This window comes from Xanthomonas sp. NCPPB 3218 (assembly GCF_056725185.1).
Window position 1 is genome coordinate 1,679,311 of the sequence record NZ_CM161516.1, and the last position, 23,966, is coordinate 1,703,276.

Annotated in this window: 19 protein-coding genes and 1 tRNA gene; 12 read left to right on the forward strand and 8 right to left on the reverse strand. The window is 65.8% G+C overall.

Annotated features, from left to right (window positions below; all coding sequences use genetic code 11):
- Positions 1-12 precede the first annotated feature (12 nt).
- The 4 genes from AC1PLS_RS07285 to AC1PLS_RS07300 all read left to right on the forward strand — a co-directional run bounded on the left by AC1PLS_RS07285 (position 13) and on the right by AC1PLS_RS07300 (position 4,749).
- Positions 13-1,500 carry an AdeC/AdeK/OprM family multidrug efflux complex outer membrane factor gene (locus AC1PLS_RS07285; protein ID WP_311736855.1) on the forward strand — a complete coding sequence of 496 codons (1,488 nt, stop codon included), beginning with the start codon at positions 13-15 and terminating at the stop codon, positions 1,498-1,500.
- A 10-nt stretch (positions 1,501-1,510) separates the two neighbouring features.
- Positions 1,511-2,704: an HlyD/EmrA/EmrK family protein gene (locus AC1PLS_RS07290; protein ID WP_024938906.1), complete on the forward strand. Its 1,194-nt coding sequence runs from the start codon at positions 1,511-1,513 to the stop codon at positions 2,702-2,704.
- Between the two features lie 6 nt (positions 2,705-2,710).
- The gene (locus AC1PLS_RS07295; protein ID WP_024938907.1) at positions 2,711-4,291 is read left to right on the forward strand and encodes a DHA2 family efflux MFS transporter permease subunit; all 1,581 of its coding nucleotides are present in this window, start codon (positions 2,711-2,713) and stop codon (positions 4,289-4,291) included.
- A 281-nt stretch (positions 4,292-4,572) separates the two neighbouring features.
- Complete coding sequence (locus tag AC1PLS_RS07300) at positions 4,573-4,749, forward strand: hypothetical protein (protein WP_167708700.1); 177 nt, start codon at positions 4,573-4,575, stop codon at positions 4,747-4,749.
- Between the two features lie 21 nt (positions 4,750-4,770).
- Here AC1PLS_RS07300 and AC1PLS_RS07305 read toward each other — a convergent pair whose 3' ends face one another.
- The 4 genes from AC1PLS_RS07305 to AC1PLS_RS07320 all read right to left on the reverse strand — a co-directional run bounded on the left by AC1PLS_RS07305 (position 4,771) and on the right by AC1PLS_RS07320 (position 10,205).
- Entirely contained in the window at positions 4,771-5,643 is an 873-nt protein-coding gene (locus AC1PLS_RS07305) for a DUF2884 family protein (RefSeq protein ID WP_184434050.1), read from the reverse strand.
- 203 nt (positions 5,644-5,846) lie between these two features.
- Positions 5,847-5,933: transfer RNA gene (locus AC1PLS_RS07310), tRNA-Leu, on the reverse strand.
- Between the two features lie 142 nt (positions 5,934-6,075).
- A complete protein-coding gene (locus AC1PLS_RS07315) occupies positions 6,076-8,313 on the reverse strand; it encodes a beta-glucosidase family protein (protein ID WP_126965544.1) in 2,238 nt (745 codons plus the stop codon).
- 122 nt (positions 8,314-8,435) lie between these two features.
- Positions 8,436-10,205, reverse strand: coding sequence for a M14 family metallopeptidase (locus AC1PLS_RS07320; RefSeq protein ID WP_184379989.1), 1,770 nt, complete (start codon positions 10,203-10,205; stop codon positions 8,436-8,438).
- Positions 10,206-10,496: 291 nt separating this feature from the next.
- Here AC1PLS_RS07320 and AC1PLS_RS07325 point away from each other — a divergent pair, with 291 nt between their 5' ends.
- Entirely contained in the window at positions 10,497-12,062 is a 1,566-nt protein-coding gene (locus AC1PLS_RS07325; protein ID WP_167762813.1) for a POT-type proton-dependent oligopeptide transporter, read from the forward strand.
- A gap of 7 nt (positions 12,063-12,069) precedes the next feature.
- Positions 12,070-12,678, forward strand: a complete 609-nt coding sequence (locus AC1PLS_RS07330) for a rhomboid family intramembrane serine protease (protein ID WP_046342189.1) — start codon at positions 12,070-12,072, stop codon at positions 12,676-12,678.
- 143 nt (positions 12,679-12,821) lie between these two features.
- Here AC1PLS_RS07330 and AC1PLS_RS07335 read toward each other — a convergent pair whose 3' ends face one another.
- Entirely contained in the window at positions 12,822-13,022 is a 201-nt protein-coding gene (locus AC1PLS_RS07335) for a hypothetical protein (RefSeq protein ID WP_046342190.1), read from the reverse strand.
- 216 nt (positions 13,023-13,238) lie between these two features.
- On the opposite strand from AC1PLS_RS07335, the gene AC1PLS_RS07340 reads away from it, so the two are divergent.
- From AC1PLS_RS07340 to AC1PLS_RS07350, 3 genes are all read left to right on the forward strand, one after another.
- Positions 13,239-13,523, forward strand: a complete 285-nt coding sequence (locus tag AC1PLS_RS07340; protein ID WP_184434053.1) for a GNAT family N-acetyltransferase — start codon at positions 13,239-13,241, stop codon at positions 13,521-13,523.
- A 48-nt stretch (positions 13,524-13,571) separates the two neighbouring features.
- Positions 13,572-14,417 carry a DUF3298 and DUF4163 domain-containing protein gene (locus tag AC1PLS_RS07345; RefSeq protein ID WP_160954880.1) on the forward strand — a complete coding sequence of 282 codons (846 nt, stop codon included), beginning with the start codon at positions 13,572-13,574 and terminating at the stop codon, positions 14,415-14,417.
- 66 nt (positions 14,418-14,483) lie between these two features.
- Entirely contained in the window at positions 14,484-14,984 is a 501-nt protein-coding gene (locus AC1PLS_RS07350) for a MarR family winged helix-turn-helix transcriptional regulator (protein ID WP_481104306.1), read from the forward strand.
- 97 nt (positions 14,985-15,081) lie between these two features.
- Here AC1PLS_RS07350 and AC1PLS_RS07355 read toward each other — a convergent pair whose 3' ends face one another.
- On the reverse strand, positions 15,082-17,280 hold the full coding sequence (locus AC1PLS_RS07355) for a M3 family metallopeptidase (RefSeq protein WP_172837930.1): 2,199 nt from the start codon (positions 17,278-17,280) through the stop codon (positions 15,082-15,084).
- A 440-nt stretch (positions 17,281-17,720) separates the two neighbouring features.
- Between AC1PLS_RS07355 and AC1PLS_RS07360 the strand changes: the two genes are divergently transcribed.
- On the forward strand, positions 17,721-18,209 hold the full coding sequence (locus tag AC1PLS_RS07360; RefSeq protein WP_024938918.1) for a glutathione peroxidase: 489 nt from the start codon (positions 17,721-17,723) through the stop codon (positions 18,207-18,209).
- Positions 18,210-18,340: 131 nt separating this feature from the next.
- Here the strand turns inward: AC1PLS_RS07360 and AC1PLS_RS07365 are convergent, their stop codons facing one another.
- Both AC1PLS_RS07365 and AC1PLS_RS07370 read right to left on the reverse strand, forming a co-directional pair.
- Complete coding sequence (locus AC1PLS_RS07365) at positions 18,341-19,120, reverse strand: ferredoxin--NADP reductase (RefSeq protein WP_024938919.1); 780 nt, start codon at positions 19,118-19,120, stop codon at positions 18,341-18,343.
- A 200-nt stretch (positions 19,121-19,320) separates the two neighbouring features.
- Positions 19,321-21,201, reverse strand: a complete 1,881-nt coding sequence (locus AC1PLS_RS07370; protein WP_184434059.1) for an ABC transporter ATP-binding protein — start codon at positions 21,199-21,201, stop codon at positions 19,321-19,323.
- Positions 21,202-21,452: 251 nt separating this feature from the next.
- Here AC1PLS_RS07370 and AC1PLS_RS07375 point away from each other — a divergent pair, with 251 nt between their 5' ends.
- Together AC1PLS_RS07375 and AC1PLS_RS07380 are read left to right on the forward strand one after the other, a co-directional pair.
- Positions 21,453-22,970 carry a fumarate hydratase gene (locus tag AC1PLS_RS07375; protein WP_024938921.1) on the forward strand — a complete coding sequence of 506 codons (1,518 nt, stop codon included), beginning with the start codon at positions 21,453-21,455 and terminating at the stop codon, positions 22,968-22,970.
- 261 nt (positions 22,971-23,231) lie between these two features.
- Entirely contained in the window at positions 23,232-23,867 is a 636-nt protein-coding gene (locus AC1PLS_RS07380; RefSeq protein ID WP_024938922.1) for a glutathione S-transferase family protein, read from the forward strand.
- Positions 23,868-23,966: the final 99 nt, after the last annotated feature.

Consider the following 23,966-nt stretch of genomic DNA (forward strand, 5'->3'; position numbering starts at 1 on the left):
TCCCCGATCCAGATACTGCGCCTGCGCTCCACGCAGCTTGCGCGGCCGCTCGTCCTCACTGCGCTGACGCTGGCGCTGGCCGCCTGCGCCAGCAGCCGCGGGCTTGCCCCGCAGGGCACCATGCTGGAGCCGGGCGCAGTGCATGCCGAGCGCACCCTCGCGCAGGCCAACCTGAGCCCGGCCGCCTGGCCGGCCAGCGACTGGTGGCGCGCCCTGGGCGATGCGCAATTGAACGTGCTGATTGCCGAAGGCCTGCAGCACAGTCCCAGCCTGGCGGCGGCCGATGCGCGCCTGCGTCAGGCGCAGGCACGCATCGGTAGCGCGCAGGCCGATCGCGGCCCCAGCCTGTCGGTGTCCGGTGGCTATGCGGGCGTGCAGTTGCCTGAATCGATGGTGGGCGATGAGCGCGGCGGCAAGTTCGGCGGCAACGGCCAACTGGTGCTGGACTTCCGCTATGGCGTGGACCTGTGGGGCGGCAAGCGCGCCACCTGGGAAGCGGCGGTGGACCAGGCGCATGCGGCCGAGGTGGACGCACAGGCGGCACGCCTGAACCTGTCGGCGGCGATCGCCGAAGCCTATGCGCAGCTCGACTACGCATGGCGCCTGCACGACGTGGCCAACGATGAGTTGACCCGCGTGCAGAAGACCCTGGAGCTCACCCGGCAACGCCGCGGCGCCGGCATCGACAGCGATCTGCAGGTGCGCCAGGCGCAGGCCCGCGTACCGTCGGCGCAGCAGCAGCTGCAGTCCGCGCAGCAGCAGATCGACGAGGCCCGCAACGCCCTGGCCGCGCTGGCCGGGCAGGGCCCGGATCGCGGGCTGGAGATTGCGCGCCCGACGCTGGGGGCGGCCATCGCCACGCAGCTGCCGAGCAACCTGCCTGCCGACCTGTTGGGCCGCCGCCCCGACGTGGTCGCCGCGCGCTGGCGCGTGGAGGCCGCCGATCAGGATATCGCCGCCGCCAAGACCCGCTTCTACCCCAGTTTCAACATCACGGCGCTGGGCGGTGTGGTGAATCGCGATGTCGGCCAGTTGCTGGAAAGCGCCTCGGTGTTCGGCGTGGTTGCGCCGGCGCTGAGCCTGCCGATCTTCGATGGCGGCAAGCTGCGCGCCAATCTGGCCGGCAGCGATGCGCAATACGACCTGGCGGTGGCCGATTACAACCAGAAGGTGATCGACGCCCTGCGCGAGGTAGCCGACCAGGTCAACGCCGTGCGTTCGCTGGAGCAGCGTGCGCGCGCGCAGGACGACGCCGTGCAGACCGTGACCGCCGCCTTCGAACTGGCGCAGCAGCGCTACCGCGCCGGCATCGGCAGCTACCTGGAAGTGCTCAGCGTGCAGGAGCAATTGCTGCTCGCACGCCAGCGCATGGCCAGCCTGCAATCGCAACAACTGTTGGCCTCGGTGAGGTTGCAGCGTGCCCTGGGCGGCGGATTCACGCCGGAACCTGCGCGCGATACCGCACACGCCGCGACCACTTCCGCACAACCGAATTCCTGAGACAGCGACGATGAGCCAGACGACTCCAACTTCTTCCCAACCTGCGCCGGCCGCGCCCAGCAAGCGCCGTGCGGCGCTGCGCATCGTGGCCATTGTGGTGATCCTGGCGATCATCGGTCTTGTGGTGTGGTACTTCCTGGTCGGCCGCTGGCACGAGGACACCGACGACGCCTACGTGCAGGGCAACCAGGTGCAGATCACCCCGATGGTCGGCGGCACCGTGGTCAGCATTGGCGCCGAAGACGGCATGCGCGTGGAGCGCGGCCAGTTGCTGGTGCAGCTGGACCCGGCCGACACCGCAGTCGCATTGCAGCAGGCCGAGGCCAATCTGGCCAAGACCGTGCGCCAGGTGCGTGGTCTGTACCGTAGCGTGGAAGGCGCGCAGGCCGAACTGTCCTCGCGCGAGGTGAGCCTGCGCAGCGCACGTGCCGACTTCGCACGCCGCAAGGATCTGGCCGCCAGCGGCGCGATCTCCAATGAAGAACTGGCGCATGCCCGCGAGGAACTGGCCGCTGCCGAAGCGGCGGTGAGCGGTTCGCGCGAGAGCTTCGAACGCAACCGCGCACTGGTGGACGACAGTGCGGTGGCCAACCAGCCGGACGTGCAGACTGCCGCCGCGCAGCTACGTCAGGCCTATCTCAACCATGCGCGCACCGGTGTCATCGCGCCGGTGTCCGGCTACGTGGCGCGTCGCTCGGCGCAGCTGGGCCAGCGTGTGCAGCCCGGCAGCGTGCTGATGGCAGTGGTGCCGCTGGAGCAGGTGTGGGTGGAAGCCAACTTCAAGGAAACCCAGCTCAAGCACATGCGCCTGGGCCAGGAAGTGGAACTGCATTCGGATCTGTACGGCGGCGGCGTGGACTACACCGGCCGCATCGAAAGCCTGGGCCTGGGCACCGGCAGCGCGTTCTCGCTGTTGCCGGCGCAAAACGCCAGCGGCAATTGGATCAAGATCGTGCAGCGCGTGCCGGTGCGCATTGCGGTCGATGCCAAGCAACTGGCCGGTAATCCGCTGCGCATCGGTTTGTCGATGAAGGTCGACGTCAACCTGCACGACCAGCAGGGCAGCGTGCTGCCGACCAAGTTCGCCAATGGCGCGGTGTTCTCCACCGACGTGTATGCGCAGCAGTTGCAGGCCGCCGACGCGGACATCCAACGCATCATCCAGGACAACCTGCCTGCGCAGGCTGCGTCCAAGGCGGGCTAAGCCAGCATGTCTTCGCAAGCTCCCACCGCGCCAGGCGGTCCCTCGGCACCTGCGCCCGCCGCCGGCTTTCGTCCGGCGAGCGTGGCGCTGTGCACCGTGGGCCTGGCGATGGCCTCGTTCATGCAGGTGCTGGACACCACGATCGCCAACGTCTCGTTGCCGACCATCGCCGGCAATCTCGGCGCCAGCTCGCAGCAGGCCACCTGGGTCATCACCTCGTTCGCGGTCAGCACCGCGATCGCCCTGCCGCTGACCGGCTGGCTGAGCCGCCGCTTCGGTGAGACCAAGTTGTTCGTGTGGTCGACGCTGGCCTTCACCGTGGCCTCGTTGCTGTGCGGCCTGGCCCAGAGCATGGGCATGCTGGTGGTGTCGCGCGCGCTGCAGGGGTTTGTTGCCGGGCCGATGTACCCGATCACCCAGAGCCTGCTGGTGTCGATCTACCCGCGCGAAAAACGCGGGCAGGCGCTCGCCCTGTTGGCGATGATCACCGTGGTGGCACCGATCGCCGGGCCGATCCTGGGTGGCTGGATCACCGACAACTACAGCTGGGAATGGATCTTCCTGATCAACGTACCGCTGGGCATCATCGCCAGCAGTATCGTGGGTTCGCAGTTGCGCCATCGCCCCGAGCAGCTGGAAAAGCCGCGCATGGACTACATCGGCCTGATCCTGCTGGTGGTCGGCGTCGGTGCGCTGCAGCTGGTGCTGGACCTGGGCAACGACGAGGACTGGTTCTCTTCCGACAAGATCGTGGTGCTGGCTTGCGTCGCTGCCGTGGCGCTGGTGGTGTTCGTGATCTGGGAACTCACCGACAAGGATCCCATCGTCGATCTCAAGCTGTTCCGGCATCGCAACTTCCGCGCCGGCACGCTGGCGATGGTGGTGGCCTATGCGGCGTTTTTCAGCGTGAGCCTGCTGATTCCGCAATGGCTGCAACGCGACATGGGCTACACCGCGATCTGGGCCGGCCTTGCCACCGCGCCGATCGGCATCCTGCCGGTGCTGATGACGCCATTCGTGGGCAAGTACGCGCTGCGTTTCGACCTGCGCATGCTCGCCACCGTCGCCTTCATCTTCCTGTCGTTCACCAGCTTCCTGCGCTCCAACTTCAACCTGCAGGTGGACTTCAGCCATGTGGCCACCGTGCAGCTGGTGATGGGCGTGGGTGTGGCCTTGTTCTTCATGCCGGTGCTGCAGATTCTGCTCTCGGACCTGGATGGTCGCGAGATCGCGGCAGGTTCCGGCCTGGCCACCTTCCTGCGTACCCTGGGCGGTAGCTTTGCCGCATCGTTGACCACCTATCTGTGGGCACGCCGCACCCAGGTGCACCACGCGCACATCACCGAACACATCTCGGTGTACACCCCGGGCATGCAGGAGCAGGTCACCGCGATGGGGCAGGGCGACCTGCAACGCGGCGCGGCCTCGCTCAACAACATGATCAACCACCAGGCCTCGCAGATGGGCTTCAACGACATCTTCTACCTGCTCGGCTGGACCTTCCTGGCGATCATCTTCTTCCTGTGGCTGGCCAAGCCGCCGTTCGGTGCGGGCGCCGGTGGCGCAGCGGCGGCGGGTGGGCATTGAGCGCGGGTGACAAGGTGCTTGGCCGCTCTAACATCGGCTAAGACCACGACTTCAAGCCGGTCTACTGCAGAGCGGGTGATCTGCGACTTGGCTGCAGGGCTCTTGCCCGCCCACCCTCGCGGGACACGCCGCAACTACGTTCTTGTAGGCGCTTACGCGGCATCCATGCCGCGTAAAGTCCCGCGACGGTGGGCGGGCAAGAGCCAGTCGGGATGGTCGGTGTGCGTAGCGCTTCGCAGAGCAACCAGCAAACCGTTTGGAGCGGTGAGGGCGCTGCAGCCTTGACCGACGCAGATGCGGCGATTCGTGTGTTCGCGCTCAATGTGTTGCTGTTTCCGGCGTCCCGCAATGCGCTGGACAGCCTTGCCGAGGCGTATGAGGCAAGCGGAGATCTCGCCCGTTCGAGCGCCATCCGGCAGGGCATCAAGGACATGCCCGCCCCGCCCGGGAGACAGTGATTCGACCGAGGGCGTGAGGCCTCAGCTGTTTGTTGCTGGTTGCAGCCCGACTGCGCGGCTCGGTGGTGCGTCGCCGCTGTCGGACTTCGGTTCGGCATGTTCGGTGTCATGGCGCGGCGTGTCGTCCTGCAGGGGTGCGAGCAGTTGCAGCCGCTTGCCCTGGTAACGGAACTCGAGCGCGTCCTCTAACTGACGCAGTGCCTGCACCTGGGTGCACAGCGCGTTGGCGCTGGCCTCGATGGTGGACGCCTGGGCATCCAGCCTTGCATCCAGTTGGCCCTCCATCTGTTGGGCGCGTTTGTCGATTCCGTCCGAACGCCCGGTGACGATTTGCCAGAGCATGTGGCGCGCGATGCTGCCCTTGAATTGCTCGGTTTCGTGTTCGACGTAGTTTGCGAAGTTGCCGTTGAAGGCCTTCTGCTCCCAACGCCCCTTGCCCAGGGTGCCGTCGACATACGCGCGTGCGCGTTTGCGCAGCCGTTCGATCTTGCGGGCGTTGAGCGCACTGCCGGTCATGACCTCGATGACACCGCCGAGTGCGTCGTAACTGAGGTCGATCACCTGATAGGCAATGCCGGCAACGTGCGGCATCAGTGCGCGGGTGCGCTGTTCCATCTCCCAGAGGCGTCGTGCATCGGCCGTGCTGGTCTGCTGCAGCTTGTGGTCGATGCTCAGTTCGCCGCCGTGGAAGAAAATTTCGCGTGGCCAATCGCTATCGCGGTAAAGCCAGATGCCGCCGCTGTCGGCGAGCACGTTGAACGACGTGCCGAGACCGCATTGCTGCGAAGACACCTGCGCGCGATGGCGCGCGGCATCCCGTTTGTCGGTCTGCTGTGCCTGTGCATGCGGACTGACAACGGCCGGCAGCAGGGCAAGCCAGAGGAGGATGCGCATGGGGCGTGCTGCCGTCGTGGAGGCGTTGCGCATGGTCGCCACAGCGGCAACAGGTGGTCGCGTGTCGAAAGTCACTGACGCCGCGCCCTTGCGACGCTGCCGATCTGCAGACATCACCGATGCCGCACACCATCGTGCAATCGTATGGCCCAGACGCAAAAAACCCCGCCAGAGCGGGGTTTTTTACGATCTACCGTGAGTCGTGGTGCCCAGGAGAGGACTCGAACCTCCACGAAGTTGCCCCCGCTAGCACCTGAAGCTAGTGCGTCTACCAATTCCGCCACCTGGGCGACTCAGGACGCGAATTGTGCAAGTTGCGCGCGACGCTGTCAACGCATCCGGCACAAATTTTTCGTGGTGGCCGGTGCCTGCCGGCGACGGGAGAAGACAGCGTGGCGGACATGCGCACTGCATGCCCGCCACCACACCGGATTACGGCAGCTGCGCCGCCTGCAAGCTGACCTCCGCACTCTGCACCGGTTCGCCTGCCGAACGTGCCAGCTGCACGCGATAGGTGCCGGCGGCAATCGTCCAGTGACGCGCCTTGGCATCGAAGTCGGCCAGCGTCTTGGGTTCGGCGATCACCTGCACGGCGCGCTTTTCGCCCGGCTTGAGCGTGAGCTTCTGCCAGCCGATCAGGCGCAGCGGGGTGGCATGGCCGTCGGGCAGGGTGACGTAGAGCTGCGGCACGGCGGCGCCTTCGCGCTGGCCGATGTTTTCCACCTCGAAGTTCGCCGTGAGCTGGCTGCCGTTGGCTTCCACGCGCAGCCCGCCCATGCGGAACTGCGTGTACGACAGGCCATGGCCGAATGGATAACGCGGGGTCAGCTTGCGGGCGGCAAACCACTTGTAGCCGACGTTGGCGCCTTCGATGGCGTAGTCGATGCTGTCTTCGCCCGGCTTGGCCGGCTTGAAGCCCAGGCCCGGGATCGAGGGACGCGGCAGCTGCGATTCGTCCACCGGCCAGGTCACCGGCAGATGGCCGGACGGATTGACCGCGCCGGTCAGCAGGTTGGCGATCGCCTCACCGCCGCCGATGCCCGGATACCACGCCTGCAATACCGCCGGCACGCGCTCGGCCCAGGGCATGCGCACCGGGCCGTTGGTTTCCAGCACCACGGTGGTCTTGGGGTTGGCCTTGGCCACCGCCTCGATCAAGGCATCCTGGTTGTCGGGTAATTGCATGTCTGGCAGGTCCACCGATTCGGCCGACCATTGGGTGGCGAACACGATCGCCACATCGGCGGCCTTGGCCGCGCGTGCCGCGGCAGCGCGGTCCTTGCCGTCGACATAATCGATCTGCACGTTCGGCAACGCGGCGCGCAGTGCCTGCAGCGGCGAGGACGGATGGATGATCACCGGGCCGGGCCAGGTGGTCGGGTTGAGGCCGGGTACGGCGTTGCCACCGTTGATGGTGTAGTCCACACGCGAGGAACCGCCGCCGGACATCACGCCCTTGTCGGCATACCCACCGATCACCGCGATGCGGCGCACCTCCTTGGATAGCGGCAAGGTGGCCTGCTCGTTACGCAGCAGCACGCTGCCTTCCTCGGCAACATGCTGCGCGGACAGCTGCCCGGCCTTGCCATCGATCGGCTGGCGCTGGGTGGGATGATCGAACGCGCCATGCGCGAACAGGCTGCGCAGCACGCGCTTGACCATGTCGTCAAAGCGCGCGCGCGGCACCACGCCGGCCGACACCGCCATGCGCAACGGCGCGTCGAAGAACACCGCCGCATCGAACACTTCGCCAGCCGATTGCTGATCCAGCCCGGCCAGGGCCGCCTTGGAGCCGCTGTGCACGCCGCCCCAGTCGGACATCACGTAGCCGGGGTATTTCCATTCCTGCTTGAGCACCTGGTTGAGCAGGTAATCGTGCTCGCAGCCGTAGATGCCGTTGATCTTGTTGTAGGAGCACATCACCGAGGCCGGGTCGCCGATCTTCAAGGCGATCTCGAACGCCAGCAGGTCCGATTCGTGCATCGCCTGCTCGCCAATCTCGGCGCTGTGGAAATTGCGGCGCGTCTCCATGTCGTTGAGCGCGTAGTGCTTCATCGTCGACAGCACGTGCTCGCTCTGCACGCCGCGGATCGACTCGCCGACCATGGTGCCGGCCAGCAGCGGGTCTTCGCCGGCATATTCGAAATTGCGTCCGTTGCGCGGGTCGCGCTGCAGGTTGACGCTGCCAGCCAGCAGCACATTGAAGCCCTGCTGCCAGGATTCACGGCCCATGGTCTTGCCGCCGGCATAGGCCAGCTGTGGATTCCAGCTCGACGCGGTCGAGGGGCCGGACGGCATCGCGGTGGCGAAGTCGCCCTTGCGGATGCCGCCGGGGTTGGTCACGCCCACGCCGGCATCGGCCAGTTGCTGCGCCGGGATGCCCAGCCGTGGGACGCCGGGGACATAGCCGGCCGAGCCCAGCGCGCCCTCGGGCTTGGGAATCTTGTCGGTGCCCAGGCCGAAGTAGCTGCGCAGCATCTGGAATTTTTCGTCCTCGCTCATCTGCGCGAGCAGACGGTCGGCGCGCTGGTCCGCGGTCAGCGCGGTGTCCATCCACGGCTGCGCTGCGGCGGCGGTCTGTGCGCCGAGCGGGGCGGCAAACGCGGTGCTGACGCCAAGGGCGATGGCCAACGCAAGACGGCGTGGACTGGAGTGTGTAAACGGTTTCATATCGAGATGTGGCACGGGTGGTCCTTGTGGTGCGGTTGCAATCAGGGAGGGCACCGCGGTGCCCGGGTTCGAAAGGCGCGCGTGCGCGCCGAATCAGGTGTTTGCCGGAAGCGGGCGCCGGCTCAGAACTGGGTCTGTGCCGTGCGTAGCACCGGATACAGGCGGTAGCGCTCGTCCCAGGAGGCGTGCAGGCGCGCGAAGAATTCCAGGCGTGCCTTCGGGTCGGCCGCGAAGGCCGCATCGCTGGCCAGACGCTGTTCGAATTGCGCCTTCACTGCCGGGTCGCGCTCGAGCATGTCGCGCGCGACCTCTTCGGCGACGTAGTCCTCCATGTATTCCTTGCGCTCGAATGCGGTGTTGAACAGGCCCCACTGCAGCAGCGAATCCGGCGCCTGCGGTTCCAGCATCGCCATCACCAGGCGCGACCTGGCCTGGGCGATCGGCACAAACAAGGAGCCGGCCGGCACGGTGCGGGTTTCATCGCGCCATTGCCCGGTGATCTCCAGGTTCTGGTGGCCTTCGTTGGAGCGCGCGGCAAACGTTGCCTTGTCGGCACGGAAGCTCTGCACCGGATGGGCGGCAGTGGTGGCGATGGTGTCGAAGGCGATGCCGTGCAGGCGCAGTTTCTCCGCCACCAGCGCCGCTTGCGCGGCAGGCACCAGGTAGCCGCCGCGTGGCGCATCGACCACCACGTCCGGCTTGATCTGATCGCGTAACGGCACCTTCCAGAGTTGTGGCCTGGTCTCGTCGTAGCGCGTCATCAACGCGCCGGAAATCGGCGAGGGCGTCCGCGTGTAGGCGTAACCACGGAAGGCCACGGTGCGTGCGGCCGGGCCGGCAGCGAAGCTCAACGGCTCCATTTCGCCGGCCAGCCTGGTGGCGCGCTGATCGGCCGCCAGCGCATCGGCGCGCCAGCGGGCGCCGTTGCGCGCGGCCTGCTGCAGCACCGACACGATGGCGTTGCGGGTGACGCGTACGCGCACCGGGTAGGTTTTCCACGAGTGCGTTTCCACCAGCATGCCGAAGCGGTTGCGCAGCAGGAAATAGCCATGCGAAAACCGCGGCGGCGACACGTCGTCGGCAAAACCCGAGGTCGGGTCGTCCTCGTGCACGAACGAGGGGTAATACGGCAGCGGCAGCGAGCCCTGTCTGGACAGGTCGGCAATCACCGCATCGCGCCAGCGCGTGCCGTCGCGTTGCAGCGTGGCATCGCCGGCGTGCACGGGCTCCACCTGCACCGACACGTCGTGCTCGAACTTGGCGCCATCGGTGACGTGCAGGTCCACGTACATCAACGGATCCCACTGCTGCACCAGCCGCAGCATCGCCTGCATTTCCGGCGCGTCGGCCTTGAGGTAGTCGCGATTGAGATTGAGGTTCTGCGCGGTGGTGCGCCAGCCCATCTGCTCGGGGCCACGTTGATTGGGCCGGTTCCAGGCGCCGAAGCGCTCATGGCCGTCGACGTTGAACACAGGCACGAACACCCAGACCAGTTTGTCGAGCACACCTTTGCCGGTTTTGCCGTCCAGCAATTCACGCAAGGCCAGAAAGCCCGCGTCCTTGCCGTCGATCTCGCCGGCATGGATGCCGCCTTGCACCAGCACTACCGGCAACTTGCGCTGCGCAGCGCTGTCGGCATCCAGTGCGCCGCTGGTGGAGACGATCAGCGCCTTCATCGGCCGGCCTTCCGGGGTGGTACCGAACTCGATGCAGCGCACCGCCTGCGGGTAGCGCTGCGCAAAGGCATCGCAGAGCGCGATGACTTCATCGTAGCGTCCGGTTTGCACAAACCCGCTGCGCTCGGCCTGGGTGGTCAGCGGTTCGGCGGCCAGTGCGGCAGGGGCGGTGGTCAGCAGCAACAGGCTCAGGGCCAGGCGGGTGAAGCGGGGCATCCAGCGGTCCAGTGTTCCAGGAAAACGTTTGCAATGTAGCCGAGCCGGCGCAGCAGGCCAATCTGCACTGCGTCATGACTTGCGTGTGATCGGCGTGGTTGCGGCGTACCGACAGGTTTTTTTGGCACGCCTGGGCCGGACGACGTGTCAGGCGCACCGCAACGGCGGCAACGAGCGCAGCGGCGTCGATGCATGCAGCGCGCATCCAAGGCCTTATCCCATGGTCGCGATGGCGGCCAACCGGCGGCCGCCGGTACGATAGCGCGTGTTTTCTGCTCGACCGGACTGCCCTTGACCACTTCCACCTTGCCGGGCCCCACTGCCGGTGCGCGGCTGCCGCGCCAGATACCCTTCATCATCGGCAACGAAGCCTGCGAGCGTTTCAGCTTCTACGGGATGCGCAACATCCTGGTGCAGTTCCTGATCACCTCGCTGCTGTTGCAGGAGGTCAGCGGACCCGGCCGCGAGGCCGAGGCCAAGCACATCCTGCACAGCTTCATGATCGGGGTGTTTTTCTTCCCGTTGCTCGGCGGTTGGTTGGCCGATCGCTTCTTCGGCAAATACAACACCATCCTGTGGTTCAGCCTGGTGTATTGCGCCGGGCATGCCTGCCTGGCGCTGTTCGAAGGCAGCCGCAACGGCTTCTTCCTCGGGCTGGGCCTGATCGCGCTGGGTGCGGGCGGCATCAAGCCGTTGGTGGCCTCGTTCATGGGCGACCAGTTCGACCAGTCCAATAAGCACCTGGCCAAGGTGGTGTTTGACGGCTTCTACTGGATCATAAACTTCGGCTCGTTGTTCGCCTCGTTGTTGATCCCGCTGGCGCTGAAGAACCTGGGCCCGGCGTGGGCATTCGGCATTCCCGGCATCCTGATGTTCGTGGCCACGCTGGTGTTCTGGCTGGGCCGCAGGCGCTATGTGCGGGTGCCGTTGCCGCCGAAGGACCCGCACGGCTTCGGTGCGGTGGTGCGCACCGCACTGCTGACACAGACGCCGGGGCAGGGCCGCCCGGGCCTGCTGCTGGCAGTGCTGTCGGTACTGCTGGCGCTGGCCTGCTTTGCGCTGGTCGACCAGCTCGGCATCGTCATCTGCCTGTGCATGGCGCTGGTGCTGTTGCTGGCCGGCATCGGCGGCGGCACCTGGTGGCAGCTGGAGCGCGCGCGCGGCATCCATCCCGATACCGCGGTCGAAGGCGTGCGCGCGCTGCTGCGGGTGTTGGTGATCTTCGCGCTGGTGACGCCGTTCTTTTCACTGTTCGACCAGAAGGCCTCGACCTGGGTCCTGCAGGGGCGCGAGATGACGATGCCGGCCTGGTTCACCGCCTCGCAGATGCAGGCGCTCAATCCGCTGCTGGTGATGCTGCTGATCCCGTTCAACAATCTGGTGCTGTACCCGCTGCTGCGGCGTGGCGGCTGGGAGCCCACCGCGCTGCGCCGCATGACCTGCGGCATCGCGTTCAGCGGCCTGGCCTGGATCGCGGTCGGTGCCATCCAGATCAGCATGGACGGCGGCGAGCCGATGCATATCGCCTGGCAGATCCTGCCCTATGCGCTGCTGACCTTCGGCGAGGTGCTGGTGTCGGCCACCGGGATCGAGTTCGCCTACAGCCAGGCGCCGCCGTCCATGAAGGGCGTGGTGATGAGCTTCTGGTATCTGACCACCACGGTGGGCAATCTATGGGTGCTGCTGTCGAACGTGGCAGTGCGCAACGCCACGGTGACCTCCCACATCGCCGATACTGGGCTCAGCGAAGCGGCATTTTTGATGTTCTTCTTCGCGGCCTTCGCGTTCCTGGCGGCACTGGCCTTCGGCCTGTACGCGCGCGGGTATCGCATGGTCGACAATTACCGTTCTGCCTGAGGTCCGCATGATTACCCTGATCCTGATCGCCATCACCGGCATCGTCTCGTGGATGGCGTTCAACAACCGCAAGCTGGCCGACCGCCTGATCCTGTGGCCGCCGGCGCTGGACAAGCACAAGCAGTACGACCGCCTGGTCACCTACGGTTTCATCCATGCCGACCTGGGCCACCTGGTCTTCAACATGATCACGCTGTTCTTCTTTGGCCGGGTGATCGAAAACGTGATGACCCAGCTGACCGGCAGCGTGCTGACCTATCCGCTGTTCTATCTGGCGGCGCTGGTGGTCTCGATCCTGCCCAGCTATCTGAAGAACCAGAAGAACCCGAACTATCTCAGCCTGGGTGCCTCCGGCGCGGTGTCGGCGGTGCTGTTTGCCTTCATCCTGCTGCAGCCGTGGACCATCATCCTGGTGTTGTTCATTCCGGCGCCGGCGATCATCTATGCGGTGTTCTATGTCGGCTACAGCCTGTGGATGGACCGCCGCGGCGGCGATCGCATCAACCACAGCGCGCACCTGGCCGGTGCCGCGTTCGGCGTGATGTTCATGCTGATCATGGAGCCGCGCGTGCTGCAGGTATTCCTGGAGCAGCTGTCCCATCCGCGTTTCGGCTGACCGGTTGGCAAACCGAGCGCCGGTCGCCGGTGGCACGTGCGGTTAGGTCAAAGGTGTCGGGATGAGCGGGTCGCCTTCGGCGACCGGACCAGGACCATCGCGGCGAGTGCGCGAGCGGTCCTGGCGAGTGATGCGATGCCGGCTCAGGCCGCGTCGCGGTTCTGGTCGCCGGCGACGCTGCCGGTGGGCACCGACCCGTAGGCCTGCTGCAGGCGCTGGTACACCGTGTCGTTGAGCTGCGCGAAGTCGGGGTTGTGGGTGTCGCCCTTGATGGCGAACTGGAACAGGCCTTCCAGCAGCGAGCTATCGCTGTCTGCGCCGTGTCCTGCCGAATCGTTGTGCATGCGGTGACTCCTCGTAGATAAGGCGAAGGCATCGGCGGTCGCGCCGGCCCGGCTTGCAACGGGCGCCTTCGGCTGAGCTATCGGCGCGGCGCGAGCGAACTTAAGTGCCAGTTCGGCAGGCTGCGCGGGCGTTCACAGCATCGATTCATTTTCACGCAGGCGCCGCGCCACGCTGGTCACACTGCTCGCCATCGTCACTGCCTCGTGCAGACCACCATGGAGGCAGCGACAGTGCAGGCAGACCACGATTCCACGCAGCAGCGCTTCAGCGTAGACACCGATGGACAGCATGCCGAACTGGCATACCGTCTGGAAGGTGAGCACATGACCATCACGCATACGCATGTGCCTGACGCGATCGGTGGACGCGGCATTGCCGCAGTGCTGGTGGAGGCTGCCTTGGCACATGCGCGCCAGCAGGGCTACAAGGTCGTGCCTGCCTGCAGTTACGCCGAGGCGTATATCCGGCGGCACCAACAGTTTCAGGATCTGCTGGCCTGATCGCCGGCAGCGTGTCTTTGCAGATGTATCGATGGGGAGCAGGTGGGAATGGGGCGGTTGTCAGGAGTGAACGCAGTCCGGGGCTTGCTGGTGCTGGCCGTGTTGGCAGGATGTACGCAGCGCGAGCCGACGACGGCCGAATCGGCACAGCCGGCCGCTGACGCCGCCGCCGCCGCGGCACCGCCGGCCGAGCCCGTGCTGGTGCAAAGCGGCCCGCTGGAGGATGTGATCGAGCACGCGCCCGCCTATATGGTGGGTATCAGTTATCCGCGCGGGCTGGACGCGTTTCCCGAGCTGACCGCACTGATCCGCAGCTATGCGCAGGCAGCACGTACCGAGCTCATGGAAGCGGTCTCCGGGCTCGGCAACGACAAGCCGGCCGCACCCTACGAGTTGTCGCTGGCGTTCGAGACCGTGTTGCAGACACCGGACCTGATCGTCGTATCCGCCGACGGCAGCCGCTATACCGGTGGTGCACATGGCGAGCCGTTGGTGGCGCGCTTCGTCTGGCTGGTCAAGGAGCGCAAGCAATTGACCGCGCAGGCCTTGATTCCGGATCCGGCAGGCTGGGAAAGGATCGGGCGCGAGGTGGCCGTGCAATTGCACAACGCCGCCAGCCAGCGCGTGGAGGCCGATCGCGTGCCGGTCGAAGAACAGGCCGAGCAGCTGGCCTCTGCCGATCGCATGATTGCCGAAGGCACTGCCGCGCAGGTCGACAACTTTGCCCAGTTCGTACCGGTGCTCAATCCGGCAGGGCAGATCACCGCGCTTCGGTTCGTGTTTCCGCCATATCAGGTGGGGCCGTATTCGGATGGGACGCAAACGGCCGAGGTCGCTGCCTCGACAGTGTTGGCCTCGGTCGCGCCGGAATATGTACATCTCTTCGCACGCTGAGGTGTCACCCCACAGATGATGTGATTGAATGGCTTGGCCATTCAGTAATGTAAGCAAACGGGTGATATGAGTAGTTTCGATCCAACCGCAAGTCGCGTGGACCACACCTGTGTGCGCTATCCGGCGTTTCCGCGTGAACCGGCCGTCCTGGTGCGGATGATCAAGCACCTCTACAAGCGACTGCATACGCAGGGGTGCGCGCGGTTGAAGCCATACGGCATCAGCCCGCCGGAATACGAGATTCTGATGATGCTCTACGGCACCCCGGAGCAGGCGATCACGCCCACCGAAGTGGCCGAAGCCGCCAGCGAAAAGCCGGCCAACATCACCCGGCTCACCGACCAGTTGTGCGAGAAGGGCCTGATCGCGCGTGGCAGCAGCCCGGACGATCGGCGCAAGATCATGCTGACCTTGCAGCCGGCAGGCCTGGCGTTGATCAACAGCCTGCTTCCCGACGCCTGCACGCTGCTCAATGCAGAGACCTCCAGCATCAGTGATGCCGAGCAGGTGCGGCTGGAAAAGCTGTTGAGGAAATTGCTCGACGGCGTGGATTCGGTCGAGCTCTGAGCACAGCGTCTGCGGCTCGCGCAGCCCGCTTCATCGCGACCATCAAAAACGCCGCCCGGATCGCTCCGGGCGGCGTCTTGGTTTCAACGCAGTGCGATTACGGCTTGGACTGTGGCGCTTCCGGCGTGGCGCCATCGCCACCTTGCGCACTCAGGCCGCGCTTCTCGAGCAGGGGCTCGATCTGCGGCGCATGGCCGGCAAAGTTCTGGAACAGTTCCATCGCATCGACGCTGCCGCCGCGCGAGAGCAGGGTCTGACGGAAGCGGTCGCCGTTGGCGCGGCTCAGCCCGCCGTGCTGCTTGAACCACTGCTGGGTGTTGGCGTCGAGCACTTCCGACCAGATGTAGGCGTAATAGCCGGCCGCGTAGCCGCCCATGATGTGGCTGAAATACGGGGTCTTGTAGCGCGGCGGTACCGGCGCGTAGGCGATGCCGTCCTGCTGCAGGGCCTTGGCTTCGAATGCCATCACGCCTGCTGCGTCGGGCACCTGGCTGGCGCTGATCTGGTGCCAGTTCTGATCGAGCATGGCCGCACCCAGATACTCGGTGGTGGCAAAGCCCTGGTTGAACTTGGAGGCGGCAATCACCTTGTCCAGCAGCGCCTGTGGCATCGGCGTGCCGTTCTGGTAATGCTTGGCGTAGTTCTTCAGGATCGACGGCTCGTCGGCCCACATCTCGTTGACCTGCGAGGGGAACTCGACGAAGTCGCGCGGCACGCTGGTGCCGGAGAAATACGGGTATTTGACGTCCGAGAACATGCCGTGCAGCGCATGGCCGAACTCATGGAACATGGTGGTCACCTCGTCCCAGGTCAGCAGCGTCGGCTGGCCGGCCGGCGGCTTGGGGATGTTGAGGTGATTGGCGACCACCGGCTTGAAACCGGTCAGCGCCGACTGCGACACGTAGGAGTTCATCCAGGCACCGCCGCGCTTGGATTCGCGTGCATACATGTCGGCGATGAAGATCGCCAGCTGCTTGCCGTCGGCGTCGAACACGTCATAGACGGTGATGTCGTCGCGGTAGGTCGGCAGGTCGGTGCGCTGCTTGAAGGTCAGGCCGTATTCCTGATTGGCCGCATAGAACACGCCGTTTTCCAGCACGTTCTTCAGCTCGAAGTACGGCTTGAGCTGGGATTCGTCGAAGTTGTACTTGGCCTGGCGCACCTTCTCGCTGTAGTAGGCCCAGTCCCAGGCTTCGAGCTTGAACGTCGGCTTGCGCGCGGCCTTCTGCTCCTTGTCGATCATCGCCTGCAGATCGGCCGCCTCGCGCTTGGCATTGGCCACCGCCGCCGGCGCCAGCTTGCCCAGCATCGCGTTGACCGCCTCCGGTGTCTTGGCGGTCTGGTTTTCGAGCGAATAGGCAGCGTAGGTCGGGAAGCCGAGCAGCTTGGCCTTGTCGGCACGCAGCTTCATGATGCGCGCCACCAGTGCGGTGTTGTCGTACTGGCCACCGTGGCTGCCACGCGACACCGAGGCGTCGTAGATCTTCTTGCGTAGTTCGCGATTCTTCAGCTGCGTCAGCGGCGGCTGGCCGGTGGTGTTGAGCAGCGCGATCACGTACTTGCCGTCGAGCTTGCGCGCCTTGGCGGCTTCGGCGGCAGCGGCAATCTGCTCTTCGGACAGGCCATCGAGCTGCTTGACGTCATCGACGACAACGGCGGCGGCATTCACTTCCGCCAGCACGTTCTGGCTGAAGGTGGTGCCCAGGTTGGCCAGCTCGGCATTCATCGCCTTGAGCGTGGTCTTGTCGGCATCGGAGAGCTTGGCGCCGTCGCGTACGAAATCGCTGTAGTACTTCTCGACCAGGCGCACGCCCTGGGCGTCCAGGCCCAGCTTGCTGCGTTGGTCGTACAGGGTCTGGATACGCGCGAACAGCTTGCCATTGAGCGAGATCGCATCACGGTGCGCGGCGAACTTCGCCGAATAGTCGGCCTGCAGTTTCTTGCGCGCGTCGTTGGTGTCGGCACCGACCAGGTTGAAGAACACCGTGGTGGCGCGATCCAGCGTGGCGCCGCTTTTTTCCAGCGCGATGAGGGTGTTGTCGAAGCTCGGCTTGGCCTTCTGGTTGGCGATCTTTTCCACTTCCTTCAACTGCTCGGTCATGCCGGCGTCGAAGGCGGGTGCGAAATCGCTGTCCTTGATCTTGTCGAACTGCGGGTAGTGCAGCGGCAGCGTGCTGTCGGCAAAGAAGGGGTTGGCTTGGGTGGCGGCCTGCGTGGTGGCGGGTGCGGCGATGCTGTAGGACGGCATGGCAAGTCCCAGGGAGGCGGCCAGGGCAAAAGCGAGACGGGTGGTCAAGAGGATGGCTCCAAAGTGCGAACCGCCGAGGCTACCCCAGCCGGGCCGGACAGGCGTGTGACAAAAGGCATGGCTGCACGGTCATTACGATGCCATCAGGCGGGCACGAGCGGTGCTGGTCTTGTGGGCACACGACCGATGACACCATGCGCGTGCCGCCGCCGGGCGGGCGCTGCCTGTCTACGGTGCGGCGTGTTCCACCAGGCTGCATTCCGGCTGCTCGGCGGGCAGCGATGTTTCGATCGGTCCGCCTGACGGATGCTGGCCGATAGCGCGCCGTGGTAGCGTCCGGCAACGGTCGGGACCAGCAGGAAGGGCCAGATGGCTGCGGCGACGCATCCGTTGAAAAACGCCTCTTCCGGATGACGCGCTCGGCGACCGCGATGCGACGCTGCCGGCTGCTGGGTTACGCTGCCCGTCTCGCACACTTCAGGGCAGCCATGAGCGATATCTCCACGTTCGCATTCACCGACCTGGAAGGCCGGCCCCGCTCGATGCGCGATTACGCCGGCAAGGTGGTGCTGGTGGTCAATGTCGCTTCGAAATGCGGATTTACTCCGCAGTACGCAGGCCTGCAGGCGCTGTGGCAGCGCTATCGCGAGCGTGGTCTGGTGGTGATCGGGTTTCCCTGCGATCAGTTCGGTCATCAGGAGCCGGGCGATGCCGCGCAGATCCGCCAGTTCTGCTCGCTCGATTACGCGGTGGATTTTCCGCTGGCCGAGAAGGTCGAGGTCAATGGCAGCGGTGCGCATCCGTTGTGGCAATGGCTCAAGCGCGAACAGCGCGGCGTGCTGGGATCGGAGGCGATCAAGTGGAATTTCACCAAGTTCCTGATCGGCCGAGATGGCACGGTGCTGGAGCGTTACGCCCCGACCACCAAACCGGACGCGCTGGCTGCGGACATCGAGCGCGCGCTAGTTGAATCGTAGGAGCGCACCTGGGCGCGATGAAGCCTTCCCGGGAACGCTTCGTCGCGCCCGGGTGCGCTCCTACGATAGTGCATGCCGGCGTCGCGGTCTGCGTAAACGCCGCCTCGCCCTGAGGGCTCACGCGCGCCGCATCACTTCTCGACGAAGGCGCGCTCGAACACGTAATGCCCCGGCGTGCCGATGCGCGGCGAGGTCTGGAAGCCACGTGCATCCAGCAGGCTGCGCAGGTCGGCCAGCATCTGCGGGCTGCCGCAGATCATGAAGCGGTCGTTGGCCGGATCCAGCGGCGGCAACCCGAGCGTCTGCTGCATGCGGCCGTCGGCCATCAGCTCGGTCAGGCGGCCCTGGTTGGCAAACGCCTCACGCGTCACCGCCGGGTAGTACAGCAATTTCTCGCGCAGGATGTCGCCGAGGAATTCGTGCTGCGGCAGCTCGCGCTCGAAGTAATCGCGATAGGCCAGATCCTGCACGAAGCGCACGCCCTGGGTCAGGATCACCTTGTCGAAACGCTCGTAGGTTTCCGGGTCCTTGATCACCGACAACCACGGCGCCAGACCGGTACCGGTGCCCAGCAGGTACAGGTTGCGGCCCGGGTGCAGGTCGCTGATCAGCAGCGTGCCGGTGGGCTTCTTGCCGACCAGTACCTTGTCGCCCGGCTGGATGTGCTGCAGCCGCGAGGTCAGCGGGCCGTCCGGCACCTTGATGCTGAAGAACTCCAGGTGTTCTTCCCAGTTGGCGCTGGCGATCGAGTAAGCGCGCAGCAGCGGCCGCGTCTCGGTCTCCAGACCGATCATCACGAACTGCCCGTTCTCGAAGCGGAAGCCGGCATCGCGGGTGGTGGTGAAGCTGAAGTAGGCATCGGTCCAGTGACGGACCTCAAGCACCGTTTCGGCGCCGAAAGCGGAAGACATACCGGTAAGTGTCGTGGGAAGAGTACCCGGCAATTCTACCTCAAGCCGGCCAAATGAGAGGGGCTCTCATTTGGGTGCCGGGATTGGGGAGTCGGGATTGGGGATTCGCAAGAGCAGATCCTGGGTTCTGGACGCATCGGGCTCGCGGATGAGCCGGCAGCTCTTACCAATCCCCAATCCCGAATGCCCAATCCCCGGCCTCACCGATACCCCGCCGCCTGCAATTCGAACAGCTCCGCATAGCGCCCGCCCTGGGCCATCAGTTCGGCATGGGTGCCGTTGGCCTCGATGCGGCCCGCGGCCAGCACCAGGATGCGGTCGGCCATGCGCACGCTGGAGAAGCGGTGCGAGATCAGCACCGCGGTGCGGTTGTCCGACAGCTCCTTGAAGCGCTGGAACACCTCGAACTCGCTGCGCGCGTCCAGGGCGGCGGTGGGTTCGTCCAGGATCATCAGCTGCGCATCGCGCATGTAGGCGCGTGCGATGGCGATCTTCTGCCATTGCCCGCCGGACAGGTCCACGCTGTTCTTGAAGCGGCGCCCGACCAGTTGGTCGTAGCCATCGGGCAGGCTGTCGATCAGCTCGCCGGCCATCGCACGCTGCGCAGCGGCGCGGATGCGTGGCGCATCGTCCATCGCATCGACCTGGCCGACACCGATGTTCTCGCCCACGCTCAGGTGATAGCGCACGAAGTCCTGAAAGATCACGCCCAGGTTGGCGCGCACATCGTCCAGGTCGTAGTCGCGCAGGTCGCGGCCATCGAGCAGGATGCGGCCCTCGTCCGGGTCGTACAGCCGCGCCAGCAGCTTGACCAGGGTGGTCTTGCCGGCGCCGTTTTCGCCGACCAGCGCCAGCACTTCGCCGGCATGCAGTTCGAAATCCAGATGCCGCACCGTCCACTGTTCGGCATCCGGGTAGCGGAAGCCCACGTCCTCGAACACGAAGCCCTGGCGGATCGGTCGCGGCACCGGCAGCGCGTTCGGGCGCGAGCGGATCTCCGGCACGATGTTGAAGAACGAATACAGATCGTCCAGATACAAGGCCTGGCCGGCGACCTGCGAGAACCCGATCAGCAGGCCTTCGAGCAACTGGCGCAGGCGCAGGAAACTGCCGGCCAGGAAGGTCAGGTCGCCGATGCTGAAATCGCCGCGCACGGTGCGCCAGGCGATGTAGCCATAGGCCATGTAGTAGCCCAGGGTGCCCAGCGCAGCCAGCAATGCGCCCCACAGCGCACGCTTGCGCGCCAGCGCGCGATTGGCCTGGAAGAACTTGTCGGCCAGCCGGCGATAGCGTGCGATCAGGAAGCGGTGCAGGTTGAGGATCTTGACTTCCTTGGCGGTCTCGACGCTCGCGCCGACCTGGCGCAGGTAGTCGAGCTGGCGCCGCTCCGGTGTCCACTGGAAGTTGAGCGAATAGCCCAGCGCATTGAAATGCGCCTCGCCGATGAAGGCCGGGATCAGCGCGATCGCCAGCAGCAGGATCAACCACGGCGCGTACACCACCAGGCCCACCGCCAGGCTGACCACGGTGATGGCGTCCTGCACCTGGCCGAATAGCTGGCTCATCAGGTTCATGCGGTTCATGGTCTGGCGCCGCGCGCGATCCAGCTTGTCCTGCCGGTCGGGGTCCTCGAAGTCCTCCAGATCCAGCTGCGCGGCGTGCTCCATCAGGCGCACGCTGGCGGCGTTGTTGAACAGCTCCGACAACAAGGCATCGGCGTAGCCGACCAGCCGGCCGAGCAGGTCCGAGCCGATCGCCAGGGCCAGTTCCAGCGCCAGCAATTCCAGCAGCCGGTTCAGCCGGCCGCTGCCCAGCGCCTGCGCCAGCGAGTCGAAGGCCGGCGGTTGACCGACCAGGTGGATGGCCTCGTCGATGATCAGTTTGCCGATATACAACGAGGCCACCGGCATCAACGCGCGCAGTACGCGCAAGCCAATGCTGCTGGCGCTCAGCCAGCGGCTGGTCTGCCAGATCTGGCGCAGGAAGGGCGGCAGGTTGCGCAGCGCATCCAGGCGCTCGCGCAGGGTGGGGCCGGTACGGGGAGCGGCAGGCGCAGGGGCGCCGGAACGGGAGGCTGACATCGGCTTAGTGTGCAGCGCCACGCGTCGGCGCGGGGTGTTGGAGGTGCGCCGCGCCTACGGCGGACTGCGTGCGCTGCCGACTGCACGCGTGCAAGGCAATGCGGTCGATGGCCTGCAGCGTGCCCATACTGCGGGGCAGCTACGCGCGCGATCGCAGGCCCGATCAATCGCCCCGATTGACGCGACGCCCGGACACGCCGGGAGTTTCGACTAAAATGGCCGGATTGCCCCCGCCAGCCGTAGAGCCAGCCGTGACCTCGATCAAGCAGGAAGACCTCATCCAGTCCGTCGCCGACGCGTTGCAGTACATCAGCTACTACCACCCGGTCGACTACATCAGGAACCTGTCCGCTGCCTACGAGCGCGAAGAGTCGCCGGCGGCCAAGGACGCCATCGCGCAGATCCTGATCAACTCGCGCATGTGCGCCGAAGGCCATCGCCCGATCTGCCAGGACACCGGCATCGTCACCGTGTTCCTGGAGATCGGCATGCAGGTGCGCTGGGACGACGCCACGATGGGCGTGGAAGATATGGTCAACGAAGGCGTGCGCCGCGCCTACAACCACCCCGACAACAAGCTGCGCGCCAGCGTGCTGGCCGACCCGGCCGGCAAGCGCAGCAACACCCGCGACAATACCCCGGCGGTGGTCAACACCAAGATCGTGCCTGGCCACCATGTCGAAGTGATCGTCGCGGCCAAGGGCGGCGGTTCGGAGGCCAAGAGCAAGTTCGCCATGCTCAACCCGTCCGACTCCATCGTCGACTGGGTGCTCAAGACCGTGCCGACCATGGGCGCCGGCTGGTGCCCGCCGGGCATGCTCGGCATCGGCATCGGCGGCACTGCCGAAAAGGCCATGCTGCTGGCCAAGGAAGCGCTGATGGAGCCGATCGACATCGTCGATCTGCAGGCGCGCGGCGCCTCCAATCGCGCCGAAGAGCTGCGGCTGGAACTCTACGAAAAGGTCAACGCGCTCGGCATCGGCGCCCAAGGCCTGGGCGGCCTGACCACGGTGCTGGACATCAAGGTCAAGGATTACCCGACCCACGCCGCCAACCTGCCGGTGGCGCTGATTCCCAACTGCGCGGCCACCCGCCATGCGCACTTCACCCTGGACGGCAGCGGCCCGGTGATGCTGGACCCGCCGTCGCTGGAAGACTGGCCCAAGCTCACCTACAACCCGACCAATGCGCGCCGGGTCAACCTGGACACCATCACCCGTGAGGAAGTGGCCAGCTTCAAGCCGGGCGAGGTGGTGCTGCTCAACGGCAAGCTGCTGACCGGCCGCGACGCAGCGCACAAGCGCATGATCGACATGCTCAACAAGGGCGAAACCTTGCCGGTCGACTTCACCAACCGCTTCATCTACTACGTCGGCCCGGTCGACCCGGTGCGCGATGAAGTGGTCGGCCCGGCCGGCCCGACCACCGCCACACGCATGGACAAGTTCACCCGCCAGATGCTGGAGCAGACCGGCCTGCTGGGCATGGTCGGCAAGTCCGAGCGCGGCGATGCGGCGATCGAGGCGATCCGCGACAACAAGGCCGTGTACCTGATGGCGGTCGGCGGCTCGGCCTATCTGGTGTCCAAGGCGATCAAGGCCGCACGCGTGCTGGCATTCGAAGACCTCGGCATGGAGGCGATCTACGAATTCGAGGTCAAGGACATGCCGGTCACCGTCGCGGTGGATTCCACCGGCGAATCGGTGCACAAGACCGGCCCGCGGCAATGGCAATCGCGCATCGGCAAGATTCCGGTGGTGGTGGAATAAGGGCGCCAGCCAGCGCGCCCGCAGTGCGGGCTGTTGCATCGCGCAGTGCAACCAGAGTGCCAGGCAATGCCGCACCGACTGGGCCGGCGAGCGCAGGTGCAGCGCCGCGGTGGCGCCGCGCTGAAACCGCTGCGACGATGTACGGAATCCGTCGCAGCGGGCCAACTGCCCTCGCGCGGGTCTTCGATGGCATCCACCAGGGCGAGGACAATCGCTGTGAACCACGTAAGCTCGCCTGCACCAACCGACTCAGGAATCCGTATGAGCGCCACGCTGTACCACACCCCCAGCACCGCAGCCCTGGTCGTGCATTGGCTGCTGATCGAACTCGACGTACCGCACGTACTGCATCCGCTGGATTTCGAACGCGCCGAGCAAAAATCGCCGCAGTATCTGGCGCTGAATCCGGCCGGCGTGGTGCCGACGCTGGTGCTCGACGGACACGTGCTGACCGAGGCGGCCGCGATCGTGCTGCATCTGGCCGACCTGCATCCGCAGGCTGGGCTGGCACCGCCGCTCGGTACTCCCGAGCGCGCGGCGTACTACCAGTGGATGTTCTTCTGCGCCAACACCTTGCAGCCGGCGTACCGGGCCTGGTTCTATCCGGACGAGCCGGCCGGTGCCGCGCACGCCGAAGCCGCGCAATCCCAGGCGCGCGCCAGACTGGAGGCGGCCTGGGCCCGGGTCGATACGCACCTGCAGGCCAACGGCCCGTATCTGCTCGGGCAGACCCTGTCGGCGGCCGATTTCATGCTGACCATGATGATGCGTTGGTCGCGCAACATGCCCCGTCCCAGCGATAGCTGGCCGGCCTTGCAGGCGCATGCGCAGCGAATGAAAGCCCGCCCGGCATTTCAGGAAACCTATCGCCGCGAGGGGCTGACGGACTGGACCTGAACCCGGGGGGCGCGGGCTGCGAAATCGTGTCGACATAAGCTCCAGCCACGCCGTGGTGCCGCGCCTGCCGCGGTGTACGATCGCGCCACAACCAGAGAG

What these genes read in the sequence shown, in the direction of transcription:
- AC1PLS_RS07340 (WP_184434053.1), top strand. Translation starts at nt 13,239, where the DNA reads ATGGAGGCAGCGACAGTGCAGGCAGACCACGATTCCACGCAGCAGCGC.
- AC1PLS_RS07360 (WP_024938918.1), top strand. Translation starts at nt 17,721, where the DNA reads ATGAGCGATATCTCCACGTTCGCATTCACCGACCTGGAAGGCCGGCCC.
- AC1PLS_RS07345 (WP_160954880.1), top strand. Translation starts at nt 13,572, where the DNA reads ATGGGGCGGTTGTCAGGAGTGAACGCAGTCCGGGGCTTGCTGGTGCTG.
- AC1PLS_RS07380 (WP_024938922.1), top strand. Translation starts at nt 23,232, where the DNA reads ATGAGCGCCACGCTGTACCACACCCCCAGCACCGCAGCCCTGGTCGTG.
- AC1PLS_RS07320 (WP_184379989.1), bottom strand. Translation starts at nt 10,205, where the DNA reads ATGCCCCGCTTCACCCGCCTGGCCCTGAGCCTGTTGCTGCTGACCACC.
- AC1PLS_RS07295 (WP_024938907.1), top strand. Translation starts at nt 2,711, where the DNA reads ATGTCTTCGCAAGCTCCCACCGCGCCAGGCGGTCCCTCGGCACCTGCG.
- AC1PLS_RS07315 (WP_126965544.1), bottom strand. Translation starts at nt 8,313, where the DNA reads ATGAAACCGTTTACACACTCCAGTCCACGCCGTCTTGCGTTGGCCATC.
- AC1PLS_RS07365 (WP_024938919.1), bottom strand. Translation starts at nt 19,120, where the DNA reads ATGTCTTCCGCTTTCGGCGCCGAAACGGTGCTTGAGGTCCGTCACTGG.
- AC1PLS_RS07330 (WP_046342189.1), top strand. Translation starts at nt 12,070, where the DNA reads ATGATTACCCTGATCCTGATCGCCATCACCGGCATCGTCTCGTGGATG.
- AC1PLS_RS07335 (WP_046342190.1), bottom strand. Translation starts at nt 13,022, where the DNA reads ATGCACAACGATTCGGCAGGACACGGCGCAGACAGCGATAGCTCGCTG.
- AC1PLS_RS07290 (WP_024938906.1), top strand. Translation starts at nt 1,511, where the DNA reads ATGAGCCAGACGACTCCAACTTCTTCCCAACCTGCGCCGGCCGCGCCC.
- AC1PLS_RS07305 (WP_184434050.1), bottom strand. Translation starts at nt 5,643, where the DNA reads ATGCGCATCCTCCTCTGGCTTGCCCTGCTGCCGGCCGTTGTCAGTCCG.
- AC1PLS_RS07350 (WP_481104306.1), top strand. Translation starts at nt 14,484, where the DNA reads ATGAGTAGTTTCGATCCAACCGCAAGTCGCGTGGACCACACCTGTGTG.
- AC1PLS_RS07370 (WP_184434059.1), bottom strand. Translation starts at nt 21,201, where the DNA reads ATGTCAGCCTCCCGTTCCGGCGCCCCTGCGCCTGCCGCTCCCCGTACC.